A 14,260-nucleotide genomic window follows, 5' to 3' on the forward strand; every position below is an offset into this window, starting at 1 on the left:
TCGGTAATACTCTTTGTCTCTTTGAGCTACTTTTTCTTCATCGCTTTTAAAGATATTTGCATTGTTTTAAACATTCCTGCATCAGAGTAAATAAGCACACTTGAACGGTATAGCAAGAGCGACAGCCAAGTGGTCAGTAAAACAAATACAATTAACACTGCAATTGATACAGTTATACCCGTTGCAGTAACCGTATCGCTCGCTACTCTAAACGGCATGATAAAAGACGTAAAGAGGGGGATGTAAGATCCGATCTTGATGACCATATGAGTTGGATTGTAGAAGGCAAACAAACCAGCATAAAATCCGGCCAGAGATAAGAACACAATAGGCGTGACCGCTTTTGAAACGTCTTCTACTTTTGAAACCAGAGATCCTAAGAATGCAGCTAATACAGCGTACAATACGATTCCTAATACAAAATAAATCAAAGATGTTCCGACAAATCCTTGCAGGATGGAAGAAATATCAAATCCTTCAAGTAAGTCTTTTACAAAACCAATTTGTAAAGCTATTACTCCTAAGACTGCATAAATAGCGATTTGAGTGAAACAGATCAACACAATTGCCACTAATTTCCCAAAGAAATGTGTTGTCGAAGAAACACTGGATAAAATAACTTCCATGATCCGAGTACCTTTTTCAGAAGCAATCTCTTCTCCTATGATACTTGAATAAGTCATGATAAACATAAACACCGCAATCCCAACTACATAAGCACCAGCCATTCGAATCGCATCCTCAGCACTTTCAGTAGTCGTGATTCCACCACCTTCAAATTCAATTCTGGTTTCTTCTAATGTTGCAGGAGTTAAAAGATTGGCAATATCTTCTTGTTCCAAGTCTAACTCTGCTGCTTGCTGACTTTGTTGAATCGTCGACAACAAACTGTTCAAATACAAAGTATCCAATTCCTTGCTGTCTGGAGAATAGGTATAATTCCCCGTGTATAGTCCATTCTCTTCTTCAACCACCAAATAACCATCTAGTTCTTCAGCTTCCATAGCAGATTCTGCTTCGGCAGCTGTAGTGATGTCTGAATTCACTTCAAACTCTTCGGTTTCAGATTGCAAGATAGAGACCACTTGTTGGTTATCCGTTAAGACAGCAATTTCAGGAACGCCGCTTTCTGAATCAGATACAAAATAAATAATAGCCCCGATAACAACCAAAATAATAATTGGTGCAAAGACCATGGACAGAAAACCTAATGATTGGACATTCTTTTTGTAGACTTGTCCAACTACAACCCAAAATTTATTCATGCGGTTCACCCGCTTTCTTTTTAAATATTTCTTCTAGGGTAGGCGGTTGTTGACTGAATGTAGGAATGTATCCATTTTGAGTGACCGTATTGAAAATACTCTCTCCATAAGAGGCGTCTTCTAAATCAATCATATACACTCCATCTTTAGACAGTTGAATATTTTTTACCCCAGGCAGCTCGCTTAATTCTTTTTTACTCATAGTTGTTTCTAAAAATAGTTTCGTCCGTCCGAATTGTTCACGGATTTCTTTTACTGTTCCTTTTAAAACTGCAGAACCGTCTCGCAACATCAATAAATGATCGCAAATTTCTTCCACATTATTCATGTTGTGACTAGAGAAAATCACACACGCACCTCTGTCTTTCAATTCTTTGATCCCTGCTTCTAATAATCCAGCATTTACAGGATCCAATCCACTGAACGGCTCATCAAGAATCACTAACTTTGGATCATGTAATAATGTAGCAATCAGCTGAACTTTTTGTTGATTTCCTTTAGACAAAGCTTTTACTTTATCGGTCTTTTTACCTTTGACTTGAAACTTTTCCATCCACATATCGATCAAAGGTTTGACTTCTTTCTTAGTTTTCCCTCGTAAACGAGCAAAATAAATCAATTGATCTTCTATCGTTACTTTAGGATACAATCCTCTTTCTTCCGGCAAGTAACCGATAATGTTGTAATCTTCTTTAGTCAGCGGCTTGCCATTCCATAAAACTTCTCCTGAATCAGCTGTTAAAAAATCCAAAATCAAGCGGAATGTCGTGGTTTTCCCAGCACCGTTTTGTCCGATCATCCCTAATATTTCGCCTTGTTTAATGGTAAAACTGACATCATTTACCGCAGTCAAATCACCAAAGCTTTTCTTTAGATTCTTCGCTTCTAACATGTTACCCCTCCTGCAACTTAAATAATATTATGTACCCATTTATAGTAGCATACCTTCAGAAGAAGTCGAAATCATTCCTGTGCAATTTCTATTCATTGCCCATTTATTTTTTCACAAAGATTCAGCAAATTGTTTTGACCTCCCCTTTAAAGTTGGGTAAACTATAGAAAATCAACTATCACTTTATCACTACTTTGGAGGACGAAAAAAATGAATAATCAAGAGCACTTTATTGATGCGAAACGTGGATTTTCCAAATTCATGGCCAATGTTTATGCTTGGATGGCAATTGGAGTATTGTTAAGCGCCAGCGTCGTTTATCTTTTGCTTTACACATATACACCTATTGCAAATGCTTTTTGGAATCTCATTATTTCTACAGATGGGATGGCTATTTATGGATTTATTATTTTAGAACTCGTGCTGGTTTTCAGTTTCCGCTTTAATCCTGAAAAGATGAAGTCGCCAGTCAATTATGCCCTGAAATTTATTACTTATTCTATTGTAAATGGAATCACGATATCTGTAGTCTTACTGGCTTACACAACAGCAAGCATCTTCAATGCATTTATTTCAGCGTTTGCTTTGTTTGCCGTTATGAGCTTGATTGGTTTTGTCACTAAAAAAGACTTGTCATCATTAGGCGGGATTTTACTTAGCATGTTACTAGGATTGATCATAGCTTCTTTAGTCAACGTGTTCTTCTTGCAAAGCGGTACTGCAGACTTTGTTTTATCTATCATTACAGTGATCATTTTTGTTGGTTTAACAGCTTATGATACGCAAAAGTGTAAAACGATTTACCAACAATTCGGTGGTACGGCAGCTATCAGCAGTATAGCTATCGGTTGTGCTTTAGAACTTTATCTGGATTTTATCAATCTATTCTTAAGTTTACTACGCATATTCGGAAAAAGAAGATAACAAAACAAAAAAACGAACAGGAAATTCCTGTTCGTTTTTTTTGTTATAGAAAGATATCATACGGATCAATCTTTTTATAAGTAATACAAATTCTCGGAAGGATAGATCGGATCACAAGTTACATCAATACCTAGTTTGCGCAATACTTGTTCATCGTCTCTATTCAGCATGACAGTAGAATGAGCTTGTACTCCATTCAGTTCAGAAAGCTTGTTATACGCTAATTGCGCAGTAGGATTAGTAACGGCACTGATGGCTAAAGCAATCAGGATTTCATTCACATTTAAGGCCGGAAGTTTACTGTGCAAGTCGTTCTTTTTCATATTTTGGATCGTTTCCAATACCATTGGCGATAATAAATGAATCTCATCGGAAATGTTTGCCAAGGCCTTAATAGAATTCAATACTCCAGCAGAACAAGAATCCATCAACGGAGTAGTTCTTCCAGTAATGATTTGATCATTCCCCAACTCAAAAGCGATCACAGCTTGGATATCTTTTGTCTCAGAAAGGTTTTTTACTTTTTCAGCATAGTCGCGAGCGGGTTGAACGGGTACCCGATCAACTTGACTTAATTCGACTTCTTCCATGATCAGTTTCATGCGGTTCAACACTTCTTCATCTACAAGACCTTTTTTAAAATCAGTTTCAATCGCAAAACTTCTGCGGATGATTTCTTGTTTTGAAGCTTCTTGTACCACTTCATCATCAGTGATTCCAAAACCAACGCGGTTTACACCCATATCAGTTGGGGATTGGAAGACAGATTCTTTTCCCGTAATTTTTTCAATGATTCGTTTGATTACTGGGAAAGTTTCTATATCCCGGTTATAATTCACAGCAATCTCATTGTATTTTTCATAATGGAAATTATCGATCATATTGACGTCTTTTAAATCTACTGTTGCTGCTTCATAAGCAATATTCAATGGATGTTTTATCGGGACATTCCACACTGGGAAAGTTTCAAATTTTGAATACCCAGCCACTTTGCCGTGACGACGCTCATGATACAATTGATTTAAACTGGTTGCCAATTTTCCGCTGCCTGGTCCTGGAGCTGTTACAACTACGATCGGTTTTGTAGTAGGGATAAACTCATTTTTTCCAAAACCGTCTTCACTAACGATCACATCTAAATTAGAAGGATACCCCTCGATTGAACCGTGAGTGTAAACTTTGATATCTCTTTTTTCTAATTTATTAATGAATAATTTAGTAGAAGGCTGTCCATGATAACGAGTGATCACGACACTATTGACTTCCAATTCGTACTCTCTCAATTCATCGATTAGACGAAAGACATCCATATCATAGGTAATTCCATAATCTCCACGAATTTTATTGCGTTCAATATCTCCTGCATAAACGCAAATGATAATCTCAGATTTATCTTTTAATTTTTGCAATAATTTGATTTTGGCATCTTCATCAAATCCTGGTAAAACACGCTTAGCATGTTTGTCCCCAATCAACTTCCCGCCAAACTCTAAGTAAAGCTTATCGTAATTATTCACGCGTTCTAAAATGTATTTTGTTTGTTCTTCGATATATTTTTGCGGATCAAATCCTAGTTTTTTCATCAAAACCCTCCAAGCTTTCTACCAAAATTAACCCAGTTCCTGTTAACTTTATCAACGGTTCTGGTTACACTCTTAAAAAAATAAAAATAGAGCCTCATTCATCAGCTCTAACATGTCACTCTTTTATACTATTCGCAAACCATTATTTTAATCGCACATATCTATTATAGATTCTTTTGCTGAGTATTCAATGGTTTTTTAAAAAAGATTCTATAATCTTATTAAATTCGTTTGGATTTTTCACCAGAAAAAAGTGATCTGCTTTTGGTATGATCACTAATTGACTGTTCTTTATTTGTTGAGCGATCCATTGAGTATGGGAAAGTTTGATCACATCATTTTCCCCGGCCATAACTAAAGTAGGAGAAAGAATTTTCGTTAGCTCGAAGCTCGCACTTCTCAATTGGGTAGTCATCAACTCATAAACAGCTCTTTTCCACCAAAACTTTGGATTAAAAATTTCAATTCCTTTTAAGGCTGCGAGTGTCGCTTCTACTTTTAACAACTCTACCTTTTTCATTCCTTCAGGCTCAGTGTTAGCTCCTACAATAACGAGTTTAGATACTTTTTCAGGAAAATATTGGGCAAACAATAATGCCGTATTCCCTCCATCACTAAATCCTATAATGGCTGTTTTTTCGATATGTAAATAATCTAGTACAGTCTCAATATCGTTGACAAATGCTTCAAATATTAATGTATCCTGCTTCTTAATCGATTTTCCATGCCCTCTCGTGTCTAAAGCGATAACCGTATAAAAAGCTTTAAAGTAGTCGATTTGATGTTGGAAAATCGTATAGTCTTCTCCATTTCCATGCAGCAGCAATAGCGGTTCCCCCGTTCCGCCTATTCTACAATGCAGCGATCCACCTTTGACGGGTATATAAACAGATTCCATCTTTCTCCTCCTTCACTTTTCTCTAGTATACAAAAAAACTTGAGCGCGTTTACGAAACCAATATTCGTAAAAAAAGAAGGAGCTGGGAGTTATTTCCCAGCTCCAAGTTGGCTTTTTTTAAAAATTAACGTTTAAAGAAATTTCATTCAATACGATAGAATCTCCATTTTTCTTTTGCACAAAAATTGCGCGTATCGGAGATAATTCATTTAAGTCTTTCAGTGAATAATCATTTCTGCGCAAAACATATTCTAATGGACAATCCAATTCTCCATCAGCATTTTCGATTAAGTCTTCCGGACAAACTGTCAATATCCACTTATCTTCTGTTCCTTCAAAAATCATTTCGTACTTTTCTGCTGTTTTATCCATTAATTGATTGCTCATATTTTTACCTCCTATATTTCTAACAAATAAGAAATGTGAATTGTACCCGTCCAACTGTTGTCTTCTTACTCGATTAGGATATATTGAAGCGTTTATTTTTGTACTGAGAAGCCATAAAACAAGTTTCGATTGAATTTGTTTTATACGAGTATGTACAATTTAGCAGAAAACTGTTCAGTTCTTTTTCATTTTTATGAACCAATTATAGAAAAAAACATATGTAAAGTACATACTTTTTTATAGCCGTATCTTTTTTGTCACAAACATATGAACAAATTTTTTCTAACTTTATATATGGGGACTATGGAGGTCTCAACTTTAATTTTCTGCTGTTTCTTCTATAAATTCTATTATCCCATTTACTGTGTTTTTTTGTTGTTCCTCAACAGATATTGTAGCCGTTCCGTCACCTTCTTGGGGTCCATAGTTACCAAATTGGGTATGATTTCCGCCTTCAATAACTTCTGCTTTTCCTTTTGGTAGAGACTCGAACGCTTCAAAATACGCTTCTGTATTCAATACCTCATCGTTCGTCCCATACATCGAAAGTGTGTCTAAACCAGCATCAGAGAAGTCATCTGCAGGATAGGAAGCTAAGAAGATAACCCCTTCTAACTGCTCAGGATTTTTTTCTGCAAACGAAGCAGCCATCACTCCGCCTAATGAATGTCCAGAAAGATACCAATTATTGATTTCTGCCTGATCACTGATAACTTTTTCTGCTGCATCACTGTCAAAAACTGCCAGATTAAACGGCATTCTCACTAGATATACGGAGATGCCTTTTTCAGCCAGACTTCTCATTAAAAGAGCATAAGCCTCTTCTTCTACTTTACCGCCTTGATAAAAAATCAGTCCAGCCTGATGCTTATTTTCTTTCGGTTCAAAGCGGATATATTCCTCACCTTCAGTGACAATGACATCATGTGTCGATTGTAAAGCTTCGATTGCCGATTGGTGAGGTTCATAAGCATCAGATAGATATCCAATAATGGCTATACCTATGACTAGAATTAACACCCCTAAAATGACCAAAATATTCCTGCGTTTTTTACGTTGCATTTAGTTGCACTCCTTTTCTTTTCAAGCAGATTTTCCATCAGTATAACACTTCTAACAGCAAAAAAATCCATAAAAAAGGAGCTAAGATCAATAGACCTTAGCTCCTTTTGATTATTTTTTATTTGTGTTTGCTTAATACATCTTCAATTTGTTCTTTGCTGTGGTAGCCGATTAATTTTTCTACTACTTCGCCGTCTTTTTTCACTAACAGTGTAGGGATACTCATAATACCAAATGAAGCTGGTACTTGAGGGTTTGCATCTACGTCCATTTTAACAAATTTTACTTCGTCGCCGATTTCTTCATCCAATTCATCCAAAACTGGTGATTGCATACGACATGGTCCGCACCAAGTTGCCCAAAAATCCGTTACTGTTAAGCCGTCTTTTGTTTCTGTTTCAAATGTAGCATCTGTTACTGCTTGTACCATAATGTTATTCCTCCTATAGAATTGCTTACTTTAGGTGCTTAACTTATAATTAGTAAGCCTTTATTATTTTTATTATAACAAACTCTGTATAAGATTTCTACTCTTTGCGCTTAATTTTTAAATTCGACTATCGTTGCTCCATTACCACCTTGGTTTGCTGGGGCATATCCAAATGATTTAACAGAAGGATGACGCTTCAAGGCTTCAGTTACTCCTTTGCGTAAAGCTCCTGTTCCTTTACCATGCACGATTGTTACTTGAGGGTAATTAGCCAGCAATGCGGCATCCAAATATTGATCCATTCTGGCCAAGGCATTTTCATACCTTTCTCCACGAAGATCCAATTGCGGAGAAACATGACTTTGACTAGCAGACTTCAATGTGGCCGTTCTGCGTGCAGGTTCTTTTTCTGGTGCAGTCAATATCAAGTCGCTCTCATCCAACTTCATTTTCAACATTCCCATTTGAACTACCCATTGTTTATCTCCTGCTTTTTCCACAATGATCCCTTTTTGGCCAAAGGATTGAACTTTCACATCATCACCGGGCTTCAAGCTTTGTTTGGCTTTTTCTTTTTTCAAGACTTTGTTTTTTGACAAAGCTTCTTCATGACGCAGATTTGCTAACCGTGTTCTGGCATCTATAAACTCATGCTCTTTTATTGCTCCGTCAATACCGCTTTCCAACTGTTTGTTTCTCAAGTCTGCAATCACTTTTTCTGCATCTTCTTGTGCTTGTTCGACTGTTTGATTGGCTTTCTCTTTTGCTTTTTTCATCAAGTCATCTCGTTCTTGCCAGAACTCTTGTACAGCTGTCTTCAAGTCTTTCAATAATTGATCCGCTTCATTGACATGCTCGCGAATTTCTTGGTATTCCATTTCGGTCATTTTTCGAGTATTCTCCAAATCCGCGATCATCTCATTCAGATTTTGTGTTTCCCCATCAATCAAATGACGAGCATTTTGGATAATATCTGGACTTAGACCCAAGCGTTTAGAAATCTCAAAAGCATTACTTCTACCCGGTACCCCGAACAACAACCGATAAGTTGGACTTAACGTATCTACATCAAACTCCATACTGGCATTGATCGTTTTAGCATGATTATAGCCATAAACTTTTAATTCAGGATAATGTGAGGTTACCATAACTGAGCTGCCAACAGAACCAATTTGATCCAGTATAGCAATCGCCAGAGCAGCTCCTTCTTGAGGATCCGTTCCTGCACCTAGCTCATCAAATATAATCAAGCTTTTTTCATCCATTTTTCGTAGTATCGAAACGATATTGGTCATGTGAGATGAAAAAGTACTTAAACTTTGTTCAATCGACTGTTCGTCTCCAATATCTGCGAATACTTCGTTAAAAATCCCGATTTGACTTTCTTCTGCAGCTGGAATCTGCAATCCTGATTGACCCATCAACTGCAATAAGCCTAGCGTTTTCAAGATGACCGTTTTCCCACCTGTATTGGGTCCCGTAATCACAACAGCTTGATACTCTCCGCCAATAAAAATGTCATTGGGCACAACTGTTTGTTGATCCAATAAAGGATGACGAGCACTGTACAACTTCACTTCATTGTCGTCATTTATTTCTGGACGTACTGCTTGAATACTTTTCGCATAAGCAGCTTTAGCGCCAATGAAGTCTAATTGAGCTAACAACAGCATATTGTTGTGGATTTCTTTACTGTATGGAGCGATTTCTTCTGAAAGCTCAGCCAATATACGGTCTTCTTCGTGGCGTTCTTCGATTTGCAGTTGGCGCAACCGATTATTCAAGTCTACCACAGCTTTTGGTTCAATAAACAGCGTTTGACCTGTAGAACTCTGGTCATGTACGACACCGCCGAAATGATTCCGGTATTCTTGTTTTACGGGTACAACATAGCGGTCATTTCTGATCGTGATCAAAGCATCGCTTAGATACTTGGCACTTTTCCCACGAATAACCGATTCCAATTTTTCTCGAACCGCATTTTCACCTTTTTTGATTCCCACTCGAATACCTCTTAGTGCAGGACTGGCATCGTCTAAAATATGACCATCCTCATTGACCGTTTCACGAATGCGTTGGTTCAACTGCGGCGTGGTCACAAATTGATCTGTAATCGTGTATAAGCGGTAAAATTCGATTCCAGTTTCTTTCAATTCTTCAAAAAAGCGGCGTGTTTCTGTAGTGGTCGTTAATATTTTTCCAATCTGTGCGATTTCAGTAGCATTCAATGATGCACCTATATCCAACCGTTTCAAATGCGGTCTTACGTTTTCCAATTTTGGAATGGGCATCCCTCCGCGCAATCGTTCGATCTGGACTCCATCAGCTGTTTCTTCTTGCCATTGCATCACTTCCTCTTTTGATTGAGATGGATGCAAGTCAGAAATCATTTCTTTTCCTAAAGTAGAAGAAGCAAATGATGTCAGTTCTTGAATGATTTTTTGAAACTCTAACGTTTTTAATATTTTTTGATTCATATCTTCACCTCGTCTATACTCGGTCCTTATATTAAATATATTCTATTCATCAATACAACAAGAAATCGTTTCTGCTGTATTAGAAGAAACGATTTCTTTTGTTTATCTAGTTTGATTCTTTAACTGATGGTGCTTACCCACCAGGAATAAATTTGCTCTGACAAGATCGGAGTGTTGGTGACAATCATTTTTGCCAATCCACTGCTGGCAAATTGTTCTTGAACAAAATCTATCGGAAGCATTGTGAGAACGAACAATAACAAGAACACCTCTACATAAGAGATGACTCCGCCAATAACAGCTCCGCCAATAGAATTGGCTTGTTTGACTACGGGCAAAAATTTAACACCCCGTGATAATCCGCCTATAAAACGAGTCACTAGCCAACCCAAAAAGATGATCAATAAAAAGGAGATTCCATGGTAGAAAGCTTCATCCAATTGGAAACTCAAAGCCCCGCTGTAAAATACAAATGAATCATCTATAGAAGCGGAAGGGTAAGGAACCACTAATTGTAAATACTCACTCACTTCTAAGTAATACCGGCTTGCAAAGTAGTAAGAGACTAAAAAACCAATGGAAAGAATCAATTGCAAAACCAATCCTCTTTTAGCCCCACTATAAATCCCAATCAATAAAAATACAATGATTCCGAACGTCATCCACATATGTTAAGTCCACCTTTTATTCTTCATTCAGGTTTGTATGTTGCAAGTTTTTTACTTCTTCTCTCAATTGCTCCAACTCTTTTTCCATTTGCTGCATTTTGATTTGCATTTCAATCTGATCGGATACGGCGTTCACGGCTGCTAAAACCGCTCTTCTTTCCGGATCCAGCCCTTTTGTCAATTTTTCAATTTGTTTTAATTGTTCATCAATCGTTTTTTCAACAACTTGCAGATGTTGCACTGAGCGTGCCCCGATAATGGTATACTCTTTTCCTGCTATCGTTGCTTTATACCGTATTTTATCCTTAGACACTGAACACCCTCCTAGTTAAACACATTTCATTTTATTTTAACATGAATCTGCTGGAATTTGTAGAGTTTTAAAAAAAAACCAGGAAACGAAGCATCAGCTTCTTCCTGGTTCATTTTTCATCTCTCTGTTTTCTGTAGGGATTTCTTTTTCAGGACGAAAATCTTTTTGGTGAGAGTAAATTTGATCGATCATCATTTTTATTTGGTCCCAACTATGCTCGTTAGCAGAATAATTGATACCTACTACTGGTATGCTGTTGTCCAAACGAAATTTATACTCTGTTACTTCATGATCTGTCACAATGAGTTGAATAGAATCTGGATAATCTTCATTCGCCAACAAAAAGCTTTTTAACTTATAAGGGTAATAAAGTTGCATCAGTTCTTCTAAAAACTTTTCATGGTACAATCCGAATTGTGAGACAATCAGCACATTGATTTTGTTTCGATGCTTCAAAATTTCAGTGGTCAAATTTTCCCACGTTGAGATAAGGATGTATAAAAAATCCATTGGATCATCGAGCACGTTTTCCAGCCATTCTCCTCTATAAAAGTTCTCTAATACATCTACTGCCGTTTCCAGAAAATCGTCGTATAATCCGCCTTGATTATAAACGGTGATTTTGTTTCGTTCAACTAGTGAATAACTTAATCCTTGAAACTCTATTTTATAGAGATAGTGACTGAATAGTCTTTTATGCACCATTTCTTTATTGCCTAAAAAGATTGACATTCGCTCAGTTAAAATCGTCAAAAAAACTTCTATATCATCATACACTTGTAAAAATCTTTGATTTTGCTCTATAGTATCTCTCGTAAAAAAAATATACCTGCTCTCTAAGAAATAACTGATGAATTGGCTATCTTCTTCGTGAATCTTAAAAGGCAGTTTTTCTAATTCTCTGGAGACAAGCTGTTCAGTCTCTTTCGAAACAGGCAATAGTGGAGTGTAATTTGATTCTATATGATTCGCTTTAGAAAGGCGTTCAAAAATAAGTACTAACCATAAAGTCATTTTGTTCATTAAGGTAGCAGAAAACGCTAATTTGTTTTCGGTTTTAAAGGCTTTAACTAGTGTGTAAGCTTCTTTGCTGTATCGAGAATGACGTTTCAAACAGGACGTACCATACTCTTCCCAGAACAAGACTCCGTAAAAGAAAATAATTTGTTTTTCTTGTCCTTGAATCCGTATCGGCTTTTGTTGAATCGTTAAACCATATTTTTTAAGCACTGGTTTAACTAATTCAATACACCTTTTTACAGAAGATACACTTGTATAAAGTTCTTCCGCATATTCTTCTAGTGTCTGCAATGAATCGTAAAATAATAAATTAACAAATTGGACATTTAAGCATTCACGCAAAATCTGCTGATAAAAGTTATCCATTTGAAATTCATGTAAAATATTTAAGCGAACCCCTTTTTGTTTGGATGTTTCAAATTTGAAGGTAGATGAAAAATAAAGGCGAAAATAATTCATATCTGATTTCACTGTACTTTCAGAACAATTCAATTGTGCAGCAATCTTTTCTGTCTTCCACCATTGATTTTCCTTCAACATGCATTCGATAAACATTAGTCTTCTTGAACTGCTGGAATCTAATAAATCTCGCATTACCTCACCCCTACTCTCGCACTTTTCAATGGCAATCTTTTAATCATTTTACCATACTTAATTAATCATTCAATCGAATTTCTTTGAATATAATAACAATTGTTAGAAAGAAGTTTTAAAGCGCTACTTTCTTACATAAAAAAAAGCTAGACAGGCGTCATAGCTTTTTTTGAGTGCGGCATATCGGGGATTGGGCGCTGTTTTATATAGAAAATAAAGCAGGCAAATGTTTTTCTTTTGATTTAGTTGTCCTTTTTGATTGTAGATTCTAATTTACAAGATCATTTCTTCATGTTTTATCAATAAAGAGTCTTTTGATAATGGAAAGGCCCTGACCGGCTCAAAAGTAAAAGAAAAAATTCGATAATTTAGAATGCATAAAATATGTCATATAGGACAACTAAAATAAAAAAGGAGAAGTACGTCCATGTAAACAAACCGTAAAAGGATACGCTCATGACTTAGTGACAAGGCAAGTGATATGAATTAAGTAAATTCAGCCTAACAACGTACAATTCATCACTCCTTTTTCATTTCTTATAACAACAATAGCAAATTCTCAGCCAACTTTCCTTTCTTTTAGTACATATTGAATAGTATATTTTGGCTGTTATTTTTACAGCAACTAGTTGACATCCTTTAAAATACTGTTTCAAAATTTATTTTTGTGTCATTTAGGAAAAATCACGCATAAGGTTCCAACTCCATTCCAGGATCATTTTGCTTTCTCCATCAGACTGTTATACTATATAAAAGAATCTACTGCATGTGTAACTACTGATAAAAATAATGATGAAACGAGTGATTTAATGTCTAATGAAGTCCTGATGGTTTCAAGTCAGACACTGGACGAAATGAAAGAACAGTATAAAAACTATTTGAAACCAACCAATCCTCCTGGAAGTGTATTCGCTGCTAAGAAAGGCTCTGTCAACATTACAGCTTACAAATCAGGAAAAGTGTTGTTTCAGGGAAATCAATCTCAAGAAGAATTTTCTTTATGGGCTTCTAAAGGTACAACAGCACCTAAAAAAAGTTCAGCAAAAAAAGTGGATACTACATTACCTTCTGGCTTCAGTCAATGGTCTGTTTTGGGAAGTGATGAAGTGGGAACAGGCAGTTATTTTGGTCCTTTAACTGTTGTAGCGGCTTATGTAGATCGGTCTCAATTTGAGCTGTTGAAAGAGTTGGGAGTACGCGACTCTAAGGAAATGACGGATAAAGAAATTTGTCGAGTAGCAAAAGATTTGATTACCTTTTTACCGTACAGTTTATTGAATGTTATGCCAGAAAAATACAATCAGATCCAACCTAAAATGTCACAAGGTAAAATGAAAGCCGTATTGCATAACCAAGCTTTACATCATGTACTGATGAAAATCAGTCCAACAGTACCTGAAGCAATTTTGATTGATCAATTTGAATTACCGTCTACTTATTATAAACATATCCAAGATCAAGCCATTCAAGTAAAAGACAAGGTTTATTTCCAAACCAAAGGTGAAAGCCATCATCTAGCAGTAGCCGCAGCCTCGATTATCGCACGTTACGCTTTTTTAACCGGCTTAGAAGAATTGACAAAAGAAGCTGGGATGAAAATCCCTTCAGGCGCAGGTTCTGCTGCAGATCTAGTCGCTGCAAAATTATTAAAACGCGGTGGGGTCTCCTTATTAAATAAATATGCTAAATTACATTTTGCAAATACAGATAAAGCTAAAAAAATAGCAGGGTACAACTAAAAAAGGTC

General features: G+C 36.4%; 13 protein-coding genes. 2 read left to right on the top strand and 11 right to left on the bottom strand.

Annotation, left to right across the window (positions count from 1 at the left end):
- Positions 1 to 26 precede the first annotated feature (26 nt).
- Positions 27 to 1,265 (bottom strand): ABC transporter permease, encoded by a 1,239-nt coding sequence (locus tag BM137_RS03845; protein WP_092479835.1) that lies wholly within the window; start codon positions 1,263 to 1,265, stop codon positions 27 to 29.
- Positions 1,258 to 2,157 carry an ABC transporter ATP-binding protein gene (locus BM137_RS03850; RefSeq protein WP_092479836.1) on the bottom strand — a complete coding sequence of 300 codons (900 nt, stop codon included), beginning with the start codon at positions 2,155 to 2,157 and terminating at the stop codon, positions 1,258 to 1,260. Before BM137_RS03850 ends, BM137_RS03845 begins: the two co-directional genes overlap by 8 nt.
- A gap of 210 nt (positions 2,158 to 2,367) precedes the next feature.
- Here BM137_RS03850 and BM137_RS03855 point away from each other — a divergent pair, with 210 nt between their 5' ends.
- Entirely contained in the window at positions 2,368 to 3,081 is a 714-nt protein-coding gene (locus BM137_RS03855) for a Bax inhibitor-1/YccA family protein (RefSeq protein ID WP_092479837.1), read from the top strand.
- A 74-nt stretch (positions 3,082 to 3,155) separates the two neighbouring features.
- On the opposite strand, the gene BM137_RS03860 is transcribed toward BM137_RS03855, so the two are convergent.
- The 9 genes from BM137_RS03860 to BM137_RS03900 all read right to left on the bottom strand — a co-directional run bounded on the left by BM137_RS03860 (position 3,156) and on the right by BM137_RS03900 (position 12,513).
- Positions 3,156 to 4,664, bottom strand: coding sequence for a DUF1846 domain-containing protein (locus tag BM137_RS03860; RefSeq protein ID WP_092479838.1), 1,509 nt, complete (start codon positions 4,662 to 4,664; stop codon positions 3,156 to 3,158).
- Between the two features lie 187 nt (positions 4,665 to 4,851).
- Positions 4,852 to 5,562: an alpha/beta fold hydrolase gene (locus BM137_RS03865; RefSeq protein ID WP_092479839.1), complete on the bottom strand. Its 711-nt coding sequence runs from the start codon at positions 5,560 to 5,562 to the stop codon at positions 4,852 to 4,854.
- Between the two features lie 117 nt (positions 5,563 to 5,679).
- Positions 5,680 to 5,949: a hypothetical protein gene (locus tag BM137_RS03870; RefSeq protein WP_092479840.1), complete on the bottom strand. Its 270-nt coding sequence runs from the start codon at positions 5,947 to 5,949 to the stop codon at positions 5,680 to 5,682.
- Positions 5,950 to 6,267: 318 nt separating this feature from the next.
- A complete protein-coding gene (locus tag BM137_RS03875) occupies positions 6,268 to 7,011 on the bottom strand; it encodes an alpha/beta hydrolase (RefSeq protein ID WP_092479841.1) in 744 nt (247 codons plus the stop codon).
- A 118-nt stretch (positions 7,012 to 7,129) separates the two neighbouring features.
- The gene (gene trxA / locus BM137_RS03880) at positions 7,130 to 7,441 is read right to left on the bottom strand and encodes a thioredoxin (RefSeq protein WP_092479842.1); all 312 of its coding nucleotides are present in this window, start codon (positions 7,439 to 7,441) and stop codon (positions 7,130 to 7,132) included.
- 110 nt (positions 7,442 to 7,551) lie between these two features.
- Positions 7,552 to 9,918, bottom strand: a complete 2,367-nt coding sequence (locus tag BM137_RS03885) for an endonuclease MutS2 (RefSeq protein ID WP_092479843.1) — start codon at positions 9,916 to 9,918, stop codon at positions 7,552 to 7,554.
- Positions 9,919 to 10,037: 119 nt separating this feature from the next.
- A complete protein-coding gene (locus tag BM137_RS03890; protein WP_092479844.1) occupies positions 10,038 to 10,586 on the bottom strand; it encodes a CvpA family protein in 549 nt (182 codons plus the stop codon).
- Between the two features lie 16 nt (positions 10,587 to 10,602).
- The gene (locus tag BM137_RS03895) at positions 10,603 to 10,899 is read right to left on the bottom strand and encodes a cell division protein ZapA (protein ID WP_092479845.1); all 297 of its coding nucleotides are present in this window, start codon (positions 10,897 to 10,899) and stop codon (positions 10,603 to 10,605) included.
- A gap of 93 nt (positions 10,900 to 10,992) precedes the next feature.
- Positions 10,993 to 12,513, bottom strand: a complete 1,521-nt coding sequence (locus BM137_RS03900; RefSeq protein ID WP_092479846.1) for an AcpB/EbpR/MafR family transcriptional regulator — start codon at positions 12,511 to 12,513, stop codon at positions 10,993 to 10,995.
- An 809-nt stretch (positions 12,514 to 13,322) separates the two neighbouring features.
- Here BM137_RS03900 and rnhC point away from each other — a divergent pair.
- Positions 13,323 to 14,252, top strand: a complete 930-nt coding sequence (rnhC, locus tag BM137_RS03905; RefSeq protein ID WP_092479847.1) for a ribonuclease HIII — start codon at positions 13,323 to 13,325, stop codon at positions 14,250 to 14,252.
- The last annotated feature ends 8 nt before the right edge of the window (positions 14,253 to 14,260 follow it).

The sequence above is a fragment of the Desemzia incerta genome (assembly GCF_900115825.1).
GTDB lineage: Bacteria > Bacillota > Bacilli > Lactobacillales > Carnobacteriaceae > Desemzia > Desemzia incerta.

Coding starts and splice junctions, on each gene's coding strand:
- BM137_RS03860 (WP_092479838.1), bottom strand. CDS start 4,664: ATGAAAAAACTAGGATTTGATCCGCAAAAATATATCGAAGAACAAACA.
- BM137_RS03890 (WP_092479844.1), bottom strand. CDS start 10,586: ATGTGGATGACGTTCGGAATCATTGTATTTTTATTGATTGGGATTTAT.
- trxA (WP_092479842.1), bottom strand. CDS start 7,441: ATGGTACAAGCAGTAACAGATGCTACATTTGAAACAGAAACAAAAGAC.
- BM137_RS03900 (WP_092479846.1), bottom strand. CDS start 12,513: ATGCGAGATTTATTAGATTCCAGCAGTTCAAGAAGACTAATGTTTATC.
- BM137_RS03865 (WP_092479839.1), bottom strand. CDS start 5,562: ATGGAATCTGTTTATATACCCGTCAAAGGTGGATCGCTGCATTGTAGA.
- BM137_RS03870 (WP_092479840.1), bottom strand. CDS start 5,949: ATGAGCAATCAATTAATGGATAAAACAGCAGAAAAGTACGAAATGATT.
- BM137_RS03885 (WP_092479843.1), bottom strand. CDS start 9,918: ATGAATCAAAAAATATTAAAAACGTTAGAGTTTCAAAAAATCATTCAA.
- BM137_RS03850 (WP_092479836.1), bottom strand. CDS start 2,157: ATGTTAGAAGCGAAGAATCTAAAGAAAAGCTTTGGTGATTTGACTGCG.
- BM137_RS03845 (WP_092479835.1), bottom strand. CDS start 1,265: ATGAATAAATTTTGGGTTGTAGTTGGACAAGTCTACAAAAAGAATGTC.
- rnhC (WP_092479847.1), top strand. CDS start 13,323: ATGTCTAATGAAGTCCTGATGGTTTCAAGTCAGACACTGGACGAAATG.
- BM137_RS03855 (WP_092479837.1), top strand. CDS start 2,368: ATGAATAATCAAGAGCACTTTATTGATGCGAAACGTGGATTTTCCAAA.
- BM137_RS03875 (WP_092479841.1), bottom strand. CDS start 7,011: ATGCAACGTAAAAAACGCAGGAATATTTTGGTCATTTTAGGGGTGTTA.